The sequence below is a fragment of the Donghicola sp. XS_ASV15 genome (assembly GCF_041224595.1).
In the GTDB taxonomy this organism is placed as follows: domain Bacteria; phylum Pseudomonadota; class Alphaproteobacteria; order Rhodobacterales; family Rhodobacteraceae; genus Donghicola.
This window is the reverse complement of sequence record NZ_JBGFGN010000114.1, coordinates 1-16,305: the sequence shown is the minus strand read 5'-3', so window position 1 is coordinate 16,305 and position 16,305 is coordinate 1. Positions and strand designations below refer to the sequence as shown.

General features: G+C 57.4%; 15 protein-coding genes and 1 pseudogene. 10 read left to right on the top strand and 6 right to left on the bottom strand.

Annotated elements, in window-relative coordinates; genetic code table 11:
• Window positions 1–19: 19 nt before the first annotated feature.
• Window positions 20–2,056 (bottom strand): FAD-dependent oxidoreductase, encoded by a 2,037-nt coding sequence (locus tag AB9K37_RS05630; protein WP_369835952.1) that lies wholly within the window; start codon window positions 2,054–2,056, stop codon window positions 20–22.
• Window positions 2,057–2,360: 304 nt separating this feature from the next.
• Here AB9K37_RS05630 and AB9K37_RS05625 point away from each other — a divergent pair, with 304 nt between their 5' ends.
• Window positions 2,361–2,987 (top strand): TetR/AcrR family transcriptional regulator, encoded by a 627-nt coding sequence (locus AB9K37_RS05625; RefSeq protein WP_369835951.1) that lies wholly within the window; start codon window positions 2,361–2,363, stop codon window positions 2,985–2,987.
• Here AB9K37_RS05625 and AB9K37_RS05620 read toward each other — a convergent pair.
• On the bottom strand, window positions 2,984–3,913 hold the full coding sequence (locus tag AB9K37_RS05620) for an AEC family transporter (RefSeq protein WP_369835950.1): 930 nt from the start codon (window positions 3,911–3,913) through the stop codon (window positions 2,984–2,986). The genes AB9K37_RS05625 and AB9K37_RS05620 overlap by 4 nt on opposite strands.
• Before the next feature lie 238 nt (window positions 3,914–4,151).
• On the opposite strand from AB9K37_RS05620, the gene AB9K37_RS05615 reads away from it, so the two are divergent.
• On the top strand, window positions 4,152–4,580 hold the full coding sequence (locus AB9K37_RS05615) for a YqaA family protein (RefSeq protein ID WP_369835949.1): 429 nt from the start codon (window positions 4,152–4,154) through the stop codon (window positions 4,578–4,580).
• Window positions 4,581–4,877: 297 nt separating this feature from the next.
• Here the strand turns inward: AB9K37_RS05615 and AB9K37_RS05610 are convergent, their stop codons facing one another.
• On the bottom strand, window positions 4,878–5,198 hold the full coding sequence (locus tag AB9K37_RS05610) for a hypothetical protein (RefSeq protein ID WP_369835948.1): 321 nt from the start codon (window positions 5,196–5,198) through the stop codon (window positions 4,878–4,880).
• A 533-nt stretch (window positions 5,199–5,731) separates the two neighbouring features.
• Between AB9K37_RS05610 and AB9K37_RS05605 the strand changes: the two genes are divergently transcribed.
• Window positions 5,732–6,130: a hypothetical protein gene (locus AB9K37_RS05605; protein ID WP_369835947.1), complete on the top strand. Its 399-nt coding sequence runs from the start codon at window positions 5,732–5,734 to the stop codon at window positions 6,128–6,130.
• A gap of 199 nt (window positions 6,131–6,329) precedes the next feature.
• Window positions 6,330–7,694: an alkaline phosphatase D family protein gene (locus AB9K37_RS05600; RefSeq protein ID WP_369835946.1), complete on the top strand. Its 1,365-nt coding sequence runs from the start codon at window positions 6,330–6,332 to the stop codon at window positions 7,692–7,694.
• Window positions 7,695–7,701: 7 nt separating this feature from the next.
• On the opposite strand, the gene AB9K37_RS05595 is transcribed toward AB9K37_RS05600, so the two are convergent.
• Complete coding sequence (locus AB9K37_RS05595) at window positions 7,702–8,700, bottom strand: type I glyceraldehyde-3-phosphate dehydrogenase (RefSeq protein WP_369835945.1); 999 nt, start codon at window positions 8,698–8,700, stop codon at window positions 7,702–7,704.
• Between the two features lie 178 nt (window positions 8,701–8,878).
• Here AB9K37_RS05595 and AB9K37_RS05590 point away from each other — a divergent pair, with 178 nt between their 5' ends.
• The gene (locus AB9K37_RS05590) at window positions 8,879–9,916 is read left to right on the top strand and encodes a hypothetical protein (protein ID WP_369835944.1); all 1,038 of its coding nucleotides are present in this window, start codon (window positions 8,879–8,881) and stop codon (window positions 9,914–9,916) included.
• A gap of 237 nt (window positions 9,917–10,153) precedes the next feature.
• On the opposite strand, the gene uvrB is transcribed toward AB9K37_RS05590, so the two are convergent.
• Window positions 10,154–12,337 carry an excinuclease ABC subunit UvrB gene (uvrB, locus tag AB9K37_RS05585; RefSeq protein ID WP_369835943.1) on the bottom strand — a complete coding sequence of 728 codons (2,184 nt, stop codon included), beginning with the start codon at window positions 12,335–12,337 and terminating at the stop codon, window positions 10,154–10,156.
• Between the two features lie 233 nt (window positions 12,338–12,570).
• Between uvrB and AB9K37_RS05580 the strand changes: the two genes are divergently transcribed.
• The 4 genes from AB9K37_RS05580 (at window position 12,571) to AB9K37_RS05565 (ending at window position 14,869) form a co-directional block, all read left to right on the top strand.
• On the top strand, window positions 12,571–12,882 hold the full coding sequence (locus AB9K37_RS05580) for an ETC complex I subunit (protein ID WP_369835942.1): 312 nt from the start codon (window positions 12,571–12,573) through the stop codon (window positions 12,880–12,882).
• A 197-nt stretch (window positions 12,883–13,079) separates the two neighbouring features.
• Window positions 13,080–14,015: an MYG1 family protein gene (locus AB9K37_RS05575; protein WP_369835941.1), complete on the top strand. Its 936-nt coding sequence runs from the start codon at window positions 13,080–13,082 to the stop codon at window positions 14,013–14,015.
• A 17-nt stretch (window positions 14,016–14,032) separates the two neighbouring features.
• On the top strand, window positions 14,033–14,665 hold the full coding sequence (locus AB9K37_RS05570) for an alpha/beta family hydrolase (RefSeq protein ID WP_369835940.1): 633 nt from the start codon (window positions 14,033–14,035) through the stop codon (window positions 14,663–14,665).
• A 27-nt stretch (window positions 14,666–14,692) separates the two neighbouring features.
• Complete coding sequence (locus AB9K37_RS05565; RefSeq protein ID WP_369835939.1) at window positions 14,693–14,869, top strand: hypothetical protein; 177 nt, start codon at window positions 14,693–14,695, stop codon at window positions 14,867–14,869.
• 53 nt (window positions 14,870–14,922) lie between these two features.
• On the opposite strand, the gene AB9K37_RS05560 is transcribed toward AB9K37_RS05565, so the two are convergent.
• The gene (locus AB9K37_RS05560) at window positions 14,923–15,981 is read right to left on the bottom strand and encodes an IS110 family transposase (protein ID WP_369835938.1); all 1,059 of its coding nucleotides are present in this window, start codon (window positions 15,979–15,981) and stop codon (window positions 14,923–14,925) included.
• Between the two features lie 155 nt (window positions 15,982–16,136).
• Here AB9K37_RS05560 and AB9K37_RS05555 point away from each other — a divergent pair.
• Window positions 16,137–16,305: pseudogene (locus tag AB9K37_RS05555) on the top strand (IS110 family transposase); the annotation flags it as partial.

Sequence of the window (16,305 nt, the reverse complement as noted above, 5' to 3'; positions counted from 1 at the left end):
GGCGTCCCTGAGCGCCAGCCTACAGTCCGCGCGCCAGACGAAGGGCGTCATAGATCGCCGCGTGCGTGTTGCGCGCGGCGACGGCATCGCCGATCCGGAACACTCGGAACGCCCCTTCTGGATTGCGCATCACCTCTTGCGTGGCGCCTGTTGCCAACGCGTCGTAATCCACCTCTCCCAGATTTCGGGAGAGCGGTTTGAGTTCAAAGTACAGCTCGTCCAGAGGACGCGTCCCGTGATTCACGACCACCTGATCGACAATCCGCGCGCGTTCGACAGCGCTGTAATCCGATCCTAGAACGGCCTTGAGTTGGTTGCCCTCTTTCAGAACTTTCCTGAGCCGCCACGTCACAGTAAAGGTCACATCGCGCACTTGCATGTTCCGCATATAAGGCACGAGGTTCATCGCCATAACCTCTGGCGCAAAAGAGCGGTCTGGCGTTACCACCTCGACCCGTGCACCTGTCTCGCTGATCATATCCGCGGCCTGAAGTCCCGCGTGATCCCCTGCGTCGTCGAACACCAGCACATTCTGTCCGGGTTTCACGTCGCCAGAGATGATATCCCAACTGGAGACGACGCGATCATTGCCTTCGGTCAGCACGTCCGTGTGCGGCAATCCCCCTGTGGCAATGAACACCTCATCAGGGTTTGTCGCCAGAACGTCATCCAGTTCGGCATAGGTATTGAACCGGAATTCGACGCCCCTCTTGGTGCACTGCTCAAAGCGCCATGCGATGATCGAAATCATCTCGCGGCGGCGCTCTTGTTGTGCGGTCAGCCGTAATTGGCCGCCGGGTTGATCTGCGGCCTCAAAAACAGTGTCATGATGCCCCCGCTCTGCACTCACACGCGCAGCCTCCATTCCGGCTGCACCTGCGCCGATGATGGTGATCCGCTTCTTGGTCTTGGCAGGGGCGATGGTGTGGGGTTGCTCGACCTCTCGGCCGGTCGAAGCGTTGTGGGTGCACAGCGCCATGCCGCCCTGATAAATTCTGTCGAGACAGTAATTTGCCCCGACACACGGGCGGATATCATCCTCGCGGCCTTCTATGATCTTTTGGACCAGATGGGGATCGGCCATGTGCGCACGGGTCATCCCCACCATGTCCACTTTGCCCGCTGCAACGGCGTGCCGCGCCGTGGCAACATCGGGGATTTTGGCCGCGTGGAACGTCGGAAAATCCGTCGCAGCACGGATTTCACCCGCGAAATCAAGATGGGGCGCGTTCCGCATCCCCTGGATCGGGATCAAATCCGTCAGGCCCGGATCGGTGTCGATGTGGCCTTTGACCACGTTCAGGAAGTCGACCATCCCACTGTTCTTGAACCGCTGGGAAATCGTCATACCGTCTTCTTTGGTCAAGCCGCCGGGCTGATCCTCATCTCCGGAATAGCGGATGCCAACGATAAATTCTGACCCGCACCGTTCGCGAATGGCCCCAAGCACGTCCCACACAAATCGCAACCGATTGTCCAAAGACCCTCCGTACGGACCATCCAGTTCATTGGTCAGCGGGGAATAAAACTGCTCCATCAGGTGGCCATAGGACTCAAGCTCTATCCCATCGACACCCGCCGCTTTCATCCGTTCGGCCGCATCGGCGTAATCCTCGATGATCCGCGCAATGTCCCAATCTTCGGCGGGCTTCGGAAATGCGCGGTGTGCCGGCTCTCTGAGGTGCCCTGCCGACACCACCGGCAACCAGTCTGCCTTGTCCCAACGTGTCCGACGCCCCAAATGGGTGAGCTGTATCATGACCGCACAGCCGTGGTCGTGACAGGCATCCACCATCTGCTTCATGTGGCCAACGACCTCGTCTTTCCACGCAAGGATGTTGTTGAACACCGGCGGGCTGTCCCGCGCAACGCTCGCGGAGCCAGCGGTCATGGTCAGCGCCACGCCGGCCTTCGCACGTTCCAGATGGTAGGCACGGTACCGTTCTTTCGGCATTCCGTCCTCGGGATAGGCCGGTTCGTGACTGGTGATCATGATACGGCTTTTCAGCGTAAGGTGTTTCAACTGAAACGGCTGGAGCAAAGGATCGTTGGACATCATGTGACTCGTTGGCGTGTGGCGAGAGAGACTTCGATACCGACACGTTCAGACAAAATGTTCAGTACTGTCAATTCTATTTCTTTGACGTAGTTCGTTGCGATGCACTTTTTGTTTCTGCGCAGCATTCTCGCTTTTAAAATGCTTTATTGAACTTCTAGCACACAAAATGACTCAAAATTGAGAAGTCATGCTGCAATGCAGCATTATTTCTTGAATATATTCGTGTACATTGCCGACCATTTTTTGATCGGTGATATGGAAATGCCTTGTCAGATGACCAACCGCAGCCTAACCAAAGGTCATGGTCACCAAAACTCTTCCCGACCGCGGTTGGCGCGGTTCGCCAGATGTCTGGCTTGACGCGGCGTATGACGCGCTTTTGAATGGCGGCGTAGATGCGGTCAAAGTCATGCCTTTGGCCAATAAGCTGAAACTCTCTCGTACGAGCTTTTACTGGTTCTTCAAGGACCGGCAGCACTTGTTGGACGCATTGCTAGAAAGGTGGGCAGAGCGGACGACACGCCCCCTGATCGCAGCCACAACCGAGTACGCCTACACCGAGACAGAGGCGATGCTGAACGTGATTTTCACGTTCCTCGAAGGGCAGGCCTTTGACAGCGGCATCGAACTCGCCGTCCGCGCGTGGGCGCAACAGGACCCAAAGGTTTTGGCCAAGCTTCAGCAGGCGGATGCTGCGCGGCTAGGGGCACTGCGCACGATGCTGGAGCAATGGGGCCACGAGGCCAAGGACGCCGATGTCAGGGCAAGGACCATCTATCTGGTTCAGGTGGGTTACATCTCGATGCGCGTCGCAGAGCCCATTGACACCCGGCTTGAACGCTTTCCTCACTACGTTGAGATCTATACCGGCAAACGCCCGCCAGATCACGAGATGGACCGGTTCAAAGCACGCCTCGGGCTTCTCTAGAGCGGCAACCAGATTGAAAGCGCGGACATGACAAGCGGGATCGAAGCGACCGCCAACACCGTCTGCGCCGCAGTGACACCAGCCATAAGCGGGGCATCACCGCCAAGTTGCCTTGCGAGGATGTAAGCCGAAGAGGCCGTCGGCAAGGACTGGAACAGGAGCGCGGTTGTCAAAGCTTGTCCCTCTAGACCAATCACCAGCGAACAAGCGGCCGTTGCCACGGGCATCAGCAGGAGTTTGAACAGGGACGATACCGCCACAGGGCCCAGCCATTGGCGCGCTGTACCGACTTCTAACGCCGCCCCTACACAGAGTAGGCCGAGCGGAAGCGAGGCGCCCCCCAAGATTTTCAGCGCCGCTCCCACGCCCTCAGGCACAGAAAATCCAACCCATTGAAACAATATCCCCGCAAAAGAAGACATAATCAGCGGGTTCCGGACAAGCTGCTGCACAACCCCCCATGCATTTAGAGGCGCATGGCCGAACCGTGCAAAGACCAAGACGCATAGAATGTTCACCGTCGGTACAATAGCCGCGTTGCAAATCGCAGCAAGCGCGACGCCGTGGGCTCCGAACAGACCCGCCGCCAGCGTGACGCCAACATAGTTGTTGAAGCGAATGCTGCCCTGAAAGACGGATGTGAATGCGGGACCGTCCAGAGCCAAGGCCGGGCGGGTCGCAAGCACAACCAACGCGACCGAGCATGTTGCGATCACAAGAGTAAGCGCCAGAGCAGACACCGGCACGCTATTCAGATCTGCGGTGGCAAGGCTGTGAAAGAAGAGACATGGCAGCAGAACGTAGTAACCCAGCCGCTCCGCTTGGGGCCAAAAAGTTGCATCCAGAAATTCACGATGACGCAGGATTGCGGCCAAAACAATCACGAGCACAACTGGCATCAAGGCCAACAAAACTGCAGCGGTCATTGCTTTCTTCCCTCGTCCCAATGCGAGGCTACACTGGACCACCCGAAATTTCTATTGGCCTCGTTAGACAGCTACCATGCGCCTATGCGAAGAGAAAACTCTAATCCTCCTGCGTGTCTTGCGCGCGTTTCAGACAGTTGCCAGCAGGGCAGTTCAGTCACGACGAAGACGTGATCGCCTGGCCCCTTGCGCCAAGAGCGCCATTTTGGCAATCGACGACTGATCATGAGGAGTACGGATGCCATATCTTAGTCTGTTTTTCGCAGCGTTTGTTGCTGCGACCGTTCTCCCGATGCAGTCCGAAGTCTTGCTGGCGTATTATCTGCGGGATCCCGAACTGCCTGTTATCGCCCTGTTGGTCAGTGCAACTGTCGGGAACGTTCTCGGCTCTACAGTGAACTGGTATTGCGGACGGTTCTTGCGCCGGTTTCAGGACCGTCGCTGGTTCCCCGTCAAACCCGAGCATTTGGGACGCGCAGAACGCACCTATCATAAATACGGCCGTTGGAGCCTACTTATGAGTTGGGCACCGTTCATCGGCGATCCGCTGACTGTGATCGCGGGCGTTCTGAGGGAACCGCTGCCAAGCTTTCTGCTGATCGTCACCATTGCCAAAGCCGGACGCTACTTACTGGTGGCCGCGCTGGCACTTGCCTGGTTGAATTGAGCTAGACAAGTCCCAGCAGTTTCAGCACCCCATATGCCGTGCCACCTACCAAAACGCCCCAAAAGGTCCACCGGTTTTTGATCGGCGCCGGCCGATAGCAATACCCGCAGCGTGATGCGCCAAATCGCAAATGGTGATTGCAGCGCCGACAGTGATAGAGCCGCAAAACGCGGTCTGGTGGCGTTTCATCCAAAGACATAATTAAACCCAATAAAGAAACAATGAGTTTACCATATTCGGGCAATTGGGCCACTTCAATACTGCTCGCGCGAACACGCCAGACTGTCGCGATCACGGTCAAATTTTGACCGAAGTGTAGTGCACCAGTTCAAAGAGGATATTCACATTGATGGCGCAGGGTGCTGTCGCTGTTTCTTGAAGCACCCCGGCTAGGCGCTCTGCCAATTCTTTAGCAAACACCGCATCACGATGCTCTTTGGGTAGCATCGCAAGCCGCAGGTAGATGTGGCTGTGGTTGAACTCGGCAATCGGATGCGCACGCCCTTTGCACACGCCCGAAGACGGGTCAAATGCATGGATCTCGGCTTCGATTTTCTGAAGGAGCTCTTTGGCGGGAACGTCTTGATCGACCGATAAATAGAGGTCTGCGTGGGGCATGTGGGTTCCTTAATGTGGGCGAGCAGCAAACTGAATGATGACAAGATGCGCGGCCGCGCAATCACGCGCAAGTCAGCGTTCGACAAAAGAGAGCGCCATAAGCTCAGCAAAGATGTTGACCCAAGCCGTTTGCGCCTATGTGCTGTCAAGGAACGCCAGCATACACTGGGCTCGACCTGATTGATTTTATCGAAAGCTCCTGCAACCCAAAGCGCAGGCACATTGGCAGGCTGTCTTTATTCGCGTTCAAACGAAAGCCGAAGCGCCATCACTTTGACGGCGAAAAGTCGGTACCAACCGGCGAATTTTACGGAAATTCGGCAAATTACCTCCTTTGGAGATATACAGAGTCCCATTGTGCAATCACTGCAATACTTAGGCGTGTAAGATCAGCCTGACGGCCATATTGAGAAGAATAGCTTCTCTGGACAAAATGAAGGTGTAGCTCAAACACACAAAATAGGTGCCCAGTGGCTCGTACCGTCGTTGCTCTTTTTGAACCCAATCCAGAACACGCCATTGGGCTGACAAGAATGCTCGAACAATTCAGCAATCTCGAGGTGCTTGTCTTTCACAGCGCGACTGAAACGCTGTCTGACCCACGCCATGTGGATGTCTATGTTCTGGGTCTGGATGACATGGGCGAGGCGGAATCTGCATTTTTGCAACGACTGCGAGAGACCGACAGAGGCAACCGCGCTGGGGTCACACTCTGCTCGGCAAAAACCGAAGAAGATCTGGTGACCGCGTTCGAAACCCACGACTTCGACAGCTTTGTGTCCAAGGACTGGGTCTCGCCCGCGCAGATGTATTTGGCCGTCACCGCCGCCTTGCGAAGCGCGCGCTGGCGCATGAACCACAAGTGCGCCCTGCATGGGGTGGCAAATTTGCTCTGCACCTATTCTGATAGCCTCCCGTCGGCAGCAGAATAACGCCTGCCAGCAATAGGCTAGATCAGATGCGTAGAAGATGCGCGGACATCAGCCGCGCAGGATTCCAATAAAATCCATCTCTGGCACGGGCGCGGACATTGTGCGGGCGCAGCGGGCTTCCTACTTGCAGGTAATGGATTGTCAGATTTCACACCCTATTGGCCCTGTGCTTTTTCTGGACGATGTGTCAGAGGGCCGGATGCACATTGCCGCGCTTTTTATTACGAGCGGCGATGCGCCCTCTGACGTGACTGCCGGCACGCAAAACTTCCAGCCCGAAGAGATTGCGCGATACGATCAAGCGGTCGTTTGGCGAACCCGGTTTTCGCTGCCTGCAGATACGCCCTCGGAATATCGCTGGGATGGCACCACATTTCCGATCGCAGGTGACCTCGCGGGCGACGTCCGGCTCGGTTACGTGTCCTGCAATGGCGAGGAAATCGGTGATATGGAGCGTGAAGGCTCTGAGCGGAACGCCATGTGGTCGCGTCTACGAGACCAGCACCGTGAGAAACCCCTGTCCTTGTTGCTCCATGGTGGAGATCAGGTCTATGCAGACGAGGTCAGTCGCGGCCACCCCCTGAGTGACGGCTGGCCAGACGACATCCCCAAAGACCCATCTCGCGCTGAACTGATCGATTTGACCCACTATCTGCGAGAGCGGTTTATGGCGCGCTATGCGGCGCTCTATGCTGCGCCCGAATTCGCATGGCTGGCCGCACGCGTACCTTCGTTGATGCAGTGGGACGATCACGACATATGCGACGGCTGGGGGTCGCTGAAACGCTCGCGCACTTATTCGCCTGTCGGCCAAGCACTGTTCACTGCCGCCAGAGAGGCCTTTATGGTATTTCAGCACGCGGCGCGGGACGGTGATTTGCCGCCCCGCTTTGCCGATCCAGAGGGGCAACATCTGGGCTGGACACTGAACACCCCCAGTCTGCGGATCATCGCGCCAGACTTGCGCGGGGAGCGCACGCGCCGACAGATTATGGGCGAGGGTGGTTGGGGCATGATGGACTCCGAAGCCACCCGCGACGCCGAAGGGCATACGTTCCTGATGTCGAGCGTTCCTTTGCTGGGTCCGCGCCTTTCGGTGCTGGAGGCGATCATGGTCGCCATCCCGAGTATGCAGAAATACGAGGATGACCTGCGCGACCAATGGCAAAGTCGCGCTCACCGCGAAGAATGGCGCAGAATGCTGCGGCTGGTTCGCGAGATGGCCATGCGTGAAGGCCACGACATCACCGCACTCTCTGGCGAAATTCACTTGGCCACCAGAGCGACCATGGATTTGGGGCAGGGGCTAGAGCTGAACCAGCTGGTCGCCTCTGGCATCGCTCATCGCGCGCCGCCCAAGGCTTGGGCGCGCACTCTGGGGACATTGGCCTGCTTTGGGGAAAATCCACTGCCACAGCACCCCATCAGCATTCGGAGGCTTCCCGGCCAAGCAAACCGGTATGTAGCAGAGCGAAATTACCTGTTGATCGAGCGGGTCTCTGACCGGTGGGAGGCGCGCTGGGATCTAGAGACCAGTGGGATGACGGATCCATTGCCCCTGTAGAGATGGCTCAGGGCCGACGCGCAAGCCTCTCGGCCATTTCCAGCATCCGTGCCGAAAAACCCCATTCGTTGTCATACCAGCCAAACAACCGCACCTGATCTGATCCCACGCTCTGAGTTTCACGCAAAGAGAGGCTAAGAGAGGCTGGACACCCTCGGAAATCCGTAGACACACAAGGATCATCGAACAACTGCACCAATTGGGAGCCTGCGAAGACAGAACGCAGTCGTTCATTGATTGGCGCTTCGGGCACGTTGGCCAGCTGCAAGACAGCATCCACAGCTGACACGGAAATCGTAGGAACCCTGACCGCCGCAACACTCAGGCGACCATCAAACGCTGGCAGAACTTCAAAAATCTGATGTGCTGCACTGGTCGTTGTGGGCACCATCGAGACGGCCGCTGCCCGCGACCTTTCGAACGTGGCGCCCGGTTGATCGACGGTCGGTTGGCTGCCCGTGTAGCAATGGATGGTTGTGACATGGGCTTGGCGCACACCGAAGTCTGCGTCAAGCGCGCGCAAAAGCGGTGCGATGGCGTTGGTCGTGCAAGACGCGTTCGACACCACCCGAGCCGCACCGAGTGTGTCTTCGTTGGCTCCAAGTACTATCGTTTTGTCCGCAACAGGCGAAGGCCCCGAAATCAGAACATTCGCGGCGCCTGCTGCAATCCCTGCTTCGACGAACCCACGCTGCTTTACCAATCCCGTGCATTCCAGCACAACATCGACACCGCTTAGATCGAGCGCCCGCAGATCGGCTTCCTGATAGAAGGGCAGGGTGCGCCCGCCGATAATTAAGCTGCGCATTGCCGTCTCGACATTCTGGGGAAATCGACCAAAGACGCTGTCATACTGCAAGAGATAAGCACAGGTTTCGAGCGGGGCGACATCATTGATCCCGACAAGCTCGAACACCGGATGGGGCTGCTCTGACCAAAGTTGGCGCATGATCGAGCGCCCAATCCGCCCAAAGCCATTGATAAACACGCGGATAGGTTGGGTCATCGTATTTCCCGTAGATGTCTGAACAGCGCCGCCCTTGCCACGGCTATCGCAAGCCGAACCGGATTCTTCAACCGAAATGACAGGCACTGATATAGGAGTCGCAGGCACAGATTGACTTTCCCCGCCGCACTTGCTTTTCCAGTAAAACGCGAGAAAAGGCCAAAGGGGACGTATGCGCATGAAGTGGTTTCGGTTCTTAAAACCCAAGCCCAAAGTGCAGCGCATGATTGTCCACCTCGGGAGCGCCAAGACAGGCACGACGACCATCCAGAAAACCTTTTGGGAGAGTTCAGAACAACTTATTCGCAAGGGCGTTCTCTACCCGAAGCTGCCAGCCTGGCACCCTCATCATCTTTTTATGATGCCCGCCATGGGCTTTTTACAACGCTCTTTGGTGGCGCGCTTCGACGGCAACTATGATCACGCAAAGGAACAGTCTCTCACGGCTTGGCGCGAACTGTCTGAGGCAGTGAAACACCACCGGCCACATACCGTGATCCTGTCGAGCGAGTTTCTTTTGACCGCGCAAAAAGCACCGGTCTTCGCCGAACTCTTTGACGAATTTCTGGGCCAAGACTATCAGCCGGAGTTTCTGGCTTACCTTCGGCATTCTTCTGATTTTTTCGTTTCCTCGACCCAGCAAAAGCTCAAGGCAAGTTGCATCCTTCCCATTCAAACGCGTCCAAAGCTGGGAATGCTCGATGTCTATGCCAAATTGGGCAAAGTCACCGTCCGAGCGTTTGATCGCAACAGTCTGATCGCTGGAGACGTGGTGCACGATTTTGCTGTGCAGACTGGCGTGAAACCAAGCTGGCTGAAACCGCATCGCAGCGACGCAAATGTCGGATTGTCCGCCGAAGGCATGATCCTGCTGCAAGACTACCGCAAAGAGCACCATTCTTCCCGCGAGAACGTGTTCACCCAAGACACAGAAGTGTTTCTAAGCCAGCTGCATCAGGAAGAGGCAAAGCGCGCCGACGGCCTGACGACTGCAAAGCTTCGACCTGAATTCGCGCAGTTTCTAGATCGAGCGACACCGGATTTGCTCCATTTGCGTGACCGTTTCAACCTTGACCTCATCCGCGATCACGGCGTGCCGGAGAGCGACATGCGAGATGTCAAAGATATAAAACACGTGGCCGAGATGATCGCCTTTGATCCAGATGCCCTGAACGAACTACGCGAGGCTATGCACGCCTCACGACCCATAACATGAGTTATGTTAAGTATGTGACTGCCGTCTTCACCGCGGAGCATACTTCAGAATATCGAACTCTCGATAGTTGGTCGGTTTGAAGCCACTGGTGCCATTGCGTTCCCGTTGGCCACCTGACACATTTCGCAAAACACAAACAGAGGCTCATCGATGCAAAAACTTCTTCTTCTCGGAACAGCACTCATTCTCTCGGGCTGCGGCGTTCCTTTAGTTCCATTCATTTAAAAACGCGGCAAATCATCTGCGGCGCTTTACGTTGCCACCCCGTTGGCCCGGACGGCCTGCGGTACTCCGCCCGCGGGCTTTGACAGCCTCGTCCTGAGCAGCGTCGATGGCAGATTGACGCGCCATCGGGTCGTCAGCAATCGCCAGATCAACAGCTTCCAAGCGCTTCAACTCGTCGCGCAAACGCGCCGCTTCCTCGAACTCAAGGTTCTCGGCCGCTTTGCGCATGTCGTTCCGCAAGCCTTCCATGACAGCCTGCATGTTGCTGCCCTGTTGCTTCTTGTCGATAGTCGCAGTCACGCGCGACATATCGGTGTCGCCTTGGTACAGACCCGCGAGCACGTCATCGACGTTCTTCTTGACCGTTTCAGGCGTGATCCCATGCTCTTCGTTATAGGCGATTTGCTTTTCGCGGCGGCGGTTGGTTTCCGCGAGCGCACGCTCCATGCTGCCGGTGATGCGGTCGGCATACATGATGACCTTGCCTTCGGCGTTCCGCGCGGCACGACCGATGGTCTGGATCAAGGACGTCTCTGAGCGCAAGAAGCCCTCTTTGTCGGCGTCCAAGATCGCAACAAGACCACATTCAGGGATATCGAGACCCTCTCGCAGCAAGTTGATTCCAACCAACACGTCGAACGCGCCCAAACGCAGGTCCCGCAGAATTTCGATCCGCTCGATCGTGTCGATGTCGCTATGCATATAGCGGACACGAATGCCCTGCTCGTGCAGGTACTCGGTCAAATCCTCGGCCATACGCTTGGTCAGAACCGTGGCCAGTGTCCGATACCCCTCTTGCGAGACTCGCCTAATTTCATCCAGCAAATCATCAACTTGCGTGTCGACAGGACGGATTTCGACCAGCGGGTCCAGCAGGCCGGTCGGGCGGATCACCTGCTCGGCGAACACACCACCAGATTGCTCCATCTCCCACGCGGCGGGGGTCGCACTGACAAACACCGACTGCGGCCGCATGGCATCCCATTCCTCGAACTTCAGCGGGCGGTTGTCCATGCAAGAAGGCAGGCGGAACCCGTGTTCAGCAAGCGTCATTTTGCGCCTAAAGTCACCTTTGTACATCGCGCCGATCTGCGGCACAGACACATGGCTTTCGTCCGCGAAAACGATTGCATTGTCGGGAATAAATTCGAATAGCGTGGGCGGTGGTTCACCGGGCGCCCTGCCCGTCAGATAGCGAGAATAGTTTTCGATCCCGTTGCAGACGCCGGTTGCCTCTAGCATCTCCAAATCAAAATTGGTGCGTTGCTCCAGACGCTGTGCCTCAAGCAGCTTGCCGTCCCCGACCAACTGATCCAGCCGTTTGCGCAACTCTTCCTTAATCCCAATGATCGCCTGCTTCATGGTTGGGCGCGGGGTCACATAGTGCGAGTTCGCGTAGATACGAATGCGCTCGAACGTATCCGTCTTCTCACCGGTCAGCGGGTCAAATTCCGTCAAAGCTTCAAGCTCTTCACCAAAGAAGCTCATACGCCATGCGCGGTCCTCAAGGTGGGCTGGCCAAACCTCCAGAACATCGCCGCGCACACGAAAACTACCGCGCTGGAACCCGTGGTCATTCCGGCGGTACTGCTGCGCCACCAAGTCGGAAATCACCTGCCGTTGATCATATTCTTGACCAACATGCATGTCCTGCGTCATCGCGTTATAGGTTTCGACCGAACCGATACCGTAAATACACGAGACCGAGGCCACGATGATCACATCGTCCCGCTCGAGCAAAGCCCGCGTGGCCGAGTGGCGCATTCGGTCGATCTGCTCGTTAATCTGGCTCTCTTTTTCGATATAAGTGTCCGAGCGCGGCACATAGGCCTCGGGCTGGTAATAATCGTAATAGGACACGAAATACTCGACCGCGTTCTCTGGGAAAAACCCTTTGAACTCGCCATAGAGCTGCGCGGCCAGTGTTTTGTTCGGGGCCAAGATAATGGCAGGGCGCTGGGTCTCCTCAATCACCTTGGCCATGGTGAACGTCTTGCCCGTACCGGTGGCCCCCAGCAGAACCTGATCGCGTTCGCCATCCAGAACACCGCCCGCCAATTCCTTGATGGCTGTGGGCTGGTCCCCTGCGGGCGCGAACTCTGTGTGCATGACGAACTTCTTGCCCCCTTCCAGCTTCTCGCGGCGCTGTGGAGCAGCATTTTGCATCGAGAAATTATCCGGGCGATTGTTATGCATAGAGGTCTCCGTTTGGTCAGGGCATATCTTGTCCTCTTTTTGTTCCCTTTCAAGGGCAGAGGTGGAATTGGATCCCGATTTCTGCCAGTCTCTGCCGGTGTCACCAGCCCGCTTGCTGCAAGGAAGACGCTAAACGCGAGGGACGCAAGCAAAGCGCGCCCTGAATTACCGTTCAGGACTTGCGCAAGGCGCACGATTTCTAGATAAGAAACTGAACTCTAAGGAGGCATCCCATGCGCGCACGCATCTATCGTCCGGCCAAGACGGCCATGTCCTCGGGCACCGCGAAAAGCAAAGAGTGGATTCTTGAATTCGTTCAGGCCAGCGCTCGCGAAGTGGACCCCCTGATGGGCTGGACCTCTTCGGCAGACACCCAGAGTCAGGTCAAACTGCGCTTCTCGACCAAAGAAGCCGCGATGGAATACGCCGAAGAGCACGGCATCGACGCCCAAGTGACCGAGCCCAAGCCTCGCAAAGCGAACATTCGCAAGGGTGGCTATGGCGAAAACTTCGCCACCAACCGCAGGGGTGCATGGACCCACTAACCTTGTGTAAATCGGGGTAAAGTTGTCTCGAAATCGGGGTAAAGATTTCGCGAAGCCCCAGATTTAGATTTCGGAACTTGCGGCGCACAACATGTTGATGCTGGCTGTGCTGCGGCCGAAATACCCCAGAACATGACTTCCTCAGGGCGACCCAACCGGTCGCCCCTTGCTTTTCCAGACCTGCCAGAGTGCCCATCATGACCATTACCCACCTCGTCACCCACAATGGCGGCTTTCACGCAGACGAACTGCTGTCCTCGGTCATCCTGACCCGCCTCTTCCCAGAGGCCGAGCTAGTCCGCACCCGCGACACCGCTTGGATCACGCCGGGCGAGGGCAAGATCATTTACGACGTGGGCCGCGACTATGACGCCGAGGCGGGGATCTTTGACCACCACCAGCGTCCCGTGCCGACCCGTGAAGACGAGCAGCCCTACAGCTCGTTTGGCCTGATTTGGAAACACTTCGGTCTGGACTATCTGCGAGCGCTGGATATTCCCGAGACGGATCTGGAAGACATCCACGCCAGCTTTGAAAAGAGCTTCGTGCTGCCCATCGACCTGATGGACAACGGCGCCATGAATCCGTCGGTCGCTGGTCCTCTGACCTCGCTAACGATTTCTGTGCTGCTCGAAAGCCTGAAACCGGTCTTTGACAACCGCAGCCCCGATGCGGACGATCAGGCCTTTGCCAAGGCTCTGCCCATCGCAGGGGCCTTCGTCGAAGCGTCGATCGCTAAGAAAGCCGCCAAGCGCCGTGCCGAAGCCATGGTGACCAAAGCCATCGCGGATGCGGGCACCTCGCGCATTCTGGAGCTGCCCATGGGCATGCCCTTCCGCTCGGCCATCGATGCAGCGGGCGCGGATCATCTGCTGTTCGTGGTCAACCCGCGCGACAATGATTGGTCCATCGGCGGTATCCGCATCAGCGGTGACAGCTTCGAGCAGCGCGCAGATCTGCCCGCGGCGTGGGCAGGCCTGACCGACGAGACGTTAGAAGAAGCCAGCGGCGTCAAGGGCGCCAAGTTCTGCCACAACGGCCTGTTCATCGCCGTCGCCAGCAGCCGCGAGGCGGCCCTGAAGATGGCGGAACTGGCCGTCGAAGAAGCCGAGCGCGCCGCCAGCGCTGCCTAACCTGTCTGGAGGGCGCCATGGAGTTCCTGCTGAACGGGGATGAGAAAGGGAGGACGACAATCCTCCTCGCCCATGGCTCCGGCGCCCCGATGGACACCCCTTGGATGAACCTGATTGCCGAGGGGCTGGCCGACCAAGGCTGCCGCGTCGCTCGCTTCGAATTCAGCTATATGGCCGCCCGTCGCACAGGCGGCTCCAAGCGTCCGCCCGCAAAAGCAGACACCTACGCACCGGAATTCCTGTCTGCGATCGACGCGCTATCCTGCGACGGCCCGCTGATCATCGGCGGCAAAAGCATGGGCGGCCGCGTAGCCAGTCTGATCGCCCAAGATCTCTATGATGTGGGGCGGATCAACGGCCTCCTGTGCCTCGGCTTCCCTTTCCACCCTCCGAAGAAGCCCGACAATCGACGCGGCGAGAACCTCGCGGACATCACCTGTCCCGCCCTCATCTGCCAAGGCACCCGCGATCCCTTCGGCACGCAGGAAGACGTCGAGACGTACGCCCTGTCAGATGCGGTCACACTGCACTGGCTCGAAGACGGAGATCACGACCTCAAGCCCCGTAAGCGGATGACGGGCAAAACCCTCGAAGACCATCTTGCAGATGTTGCGCTGCACACAAAGCTCTGGGAAAACTCAGGCCTGTAGGTGGTTAGGCAATTTCGGCCCACATGTATGTACCGGCTGCTGTTCGCAAATGATTTCTGGCATGATCTCGGAAGTCGCTCATATGTATCGGGCCTGTTGATCGACACGCGGGTCGTGGCCTTGTTGGGGTTACGCACGCGCCGTGATCTCATTACCGGCAAGGTGCATGATGACCGTTTGGGCCGTCAGATTCTGGGGGCGTAATTGTTCCGTTCCATGCTTTCGATCTGTCGCGAACTCCTTTGGGCCGTCTCGGCTCAGATGCCGACAGCGACCTCGTCTCGTGGTGCGTCAAACGCGGTTCTGTGTCTCAGGATGCTCCAGGCCATGCGTGCCAACTTGTTGGCCAGCGCCACGGCCAGCTTGTTCCTGTTCATCCTCTCCGATGCCCGGGTCAGCCAATCGCCGAAGCTGAAATCCGGCCATCGATTGGCGCGCATCAGAATGACCTTCGCGGCTTGAACGAAGAGCATTCGCAAGTATCGGCTGCCGCGTTTGGAAATGCGCCCCAGAACCGTTCGCCCGCCTGTACTGTATTGCCTGGGAACCAGGCCGACCCATGCGGCGAAATCCCGTCCGCGCCCGAATGCCTCTCCCGTGCCAATTGCCGCAACCATGGCCGTCGAGATCATCGGCCCGATACCAGGGATGGTCATGACGTTGACGCAATTTTCCTCGGTCCGACTGATCTGTTCGATCTCCTTCGAAACGGTTTCGATCCGATCGTCCAACCAGAGCCAATCGCCATACAGGCCAATCAGGATGGCCCGCATGCGCGGCGAGATCTCGTCTTTGCGTTCCTCGAGGATCACCTCAAAGGAGTTCTTCAAAGCCCGAAGCCCTTTGCGCACTGTGATCCCTTGTTCGATCAAGAAGGCGCGGATCTGGTTGATGGTCGCGGTCCGGCGTGACACCAGTCGCGACCGGACCCGATGAAGGGCCTGCAGGTCGAGCTGGTCCTGGCTCTTCTCAGGCACGATCGGCAGGTTCGGGCGGAGCGCCGCCTCCGCGATGGCTTCGGCGTCGTTGTAATCGTTCTTCTGTCCCTTGATGAAAGGCTTCACGTAGATTGCGGGGATGATGCGCGGCTCGAAGCCGAGCTTGCGCAGGGTACGACTGACGAAATGGGCGCTCAGGCTTGCTTCCATCCCGACGATGCATCGCGGCAACTTCTCGAATGTCGCGACGAGGGCCAACCGCTTGATCTGCTTGCGCAACACCAATTGGCCATCCCGGTCAAACCCGACGAGGTGGAACGTATCTTTGCCGATGTCGATCCCGATGGACATCAGCTGATCGAATGCCTTCTTTTCCATGCTACTCCTCCAACTGGCAGAAATAGGCACAGCCTAACCTGCTGGGTGAAGCAGCCGGTACATCCCATTACGGATGAGGTGGGTGGCTCCTGCTCCACCGGCATCGAATGTGCCAAAGTGCAGCTATCAATGACTGCTAGGAAAGGAGCCACTCAATGACAGTTAAGACAGTAGGCCTTGATCTGGCCAAGGATGTTTTTCAGGTTCACGGCATTTCGGAGAATGGTCGGGTCATTTTCAATAGGGCCATAAAGCGGGAGAAGCTGCTTGCCTTCTTTGAGAGGCTGCCGCCCTGTTTGGTCGGTATGGAAGCGTGTGGATCGT

Excerpts from the sequence above, each read along its gene's own strand:
- AB9K37_RS05630 (WP_369835952.1), bottom strand. The coding sequence starts at position 2,056 with ATGTCCAACGATCCTTTGCTCCAGCCGTTTCAGTTGAAACACCTTACG.
- AB9K37_RS05625 (WP_369835951.1), top strand. The coding sequence starts at position 2,361 with ATGGTCACCAAAACTCTTCCCGACCGCGGTTGGCGCGGTTCGCCAGAT.
- AB9K37_RS05620 (WP_369835950.1), bottom strand. The coding sequence starts at position 3,913 with ATGACCGCTGCAGTTTTGTTGGCCTTGATGCCAGTTGTGCTCGTGATT.
- AB9K37_RS05615 (WP_369835949.1), top strand. The coding sequence starts at position 4,152 with ATGCCATATCTTAGTCTGTTTTTCGCAGCGTTTGTTGCTGCGACCGTT.
- AB9K37_RS05610 (WP_369835948.1), bottom strand. The coding sequence starts at position 5,198 with ATGCCCCACGCAGACCTCTATTTATCGGTCGATCAAGACGTTCCCGCC.
- AB9K37_RS05605 (WP_369835947.1), top strand. The coding sequence starts at position 5,732 with ATGCTCGAACAATTCAGCAATCTCGAGGTGCTTGTCTTTCACAGCGCG.
- AB9K37_RS05600 (WP_369835946.1), top strand. The coding sequence starts at position 6,330 with ATGCACATTGCCGCGCTTTTTATTACGAGCGGCGATGCGCCCTCTGAC.
- AB9K37_RS05595 (WP_369835945.1), bottom strand. The coding sequence starts at position 8,700 with ATGACCCAACCTATCCGCGTGTTTATCAATGGCTTTGGGCGGATTGGG.
- AB9K37_RS05590 (WP_369835944.1), top strand. The coding sequence starts at position 8,879 with ATGAAGTGGTTTCGGTTCTTAAAACCCAAGCCCAAAGTGCAGCGCATG.
- uvrB (WP_369835943.1), bottom strand. The coding sequence starts at position 12,337 with ATGCATAACAATCGCCCGGATAATTTCTCGATGCAAAATGCTGCTCCA.
- AB9K37_RS05580 (WP_369835942.1), top strand. The coding sequence starts at position 12,571 with ATGCGCGCACGCATCTATCGTCCGGCCAAGACGGCCATGTCCTCGGGC.
- AB9K37_RS05575 (WP_369835941.1), top strand. The coding sequence starts at position 13,080 with ATGACCATTACCCACCTCGTCACCCACAATGGCGGCTTTCACGCAGAC.
- AB9K37_RS05570 (WP_369835940.1), top strand. The coding sequence starts at position 14,033 with ATGGAGTTCCTGCTGAACGGGGATGAGAAAGGGAGGACGACAATCCTC.
- AB9K37_RS05565 (WP_369835939.1), top strand. The coding sequence starts at position 14,693 with ATGTACCGGCTGCTGTTCGCAAATGATTTCTGGCATGATCTCGGAAGT.
- AB9K37_RS05560 (WP_369835938.1), bottom strand. The coding sequence starts at position 15,981 with ATGGAAAAGAAGGCATTCGATCAGCTGATGTCCATCGGGATCGACATC.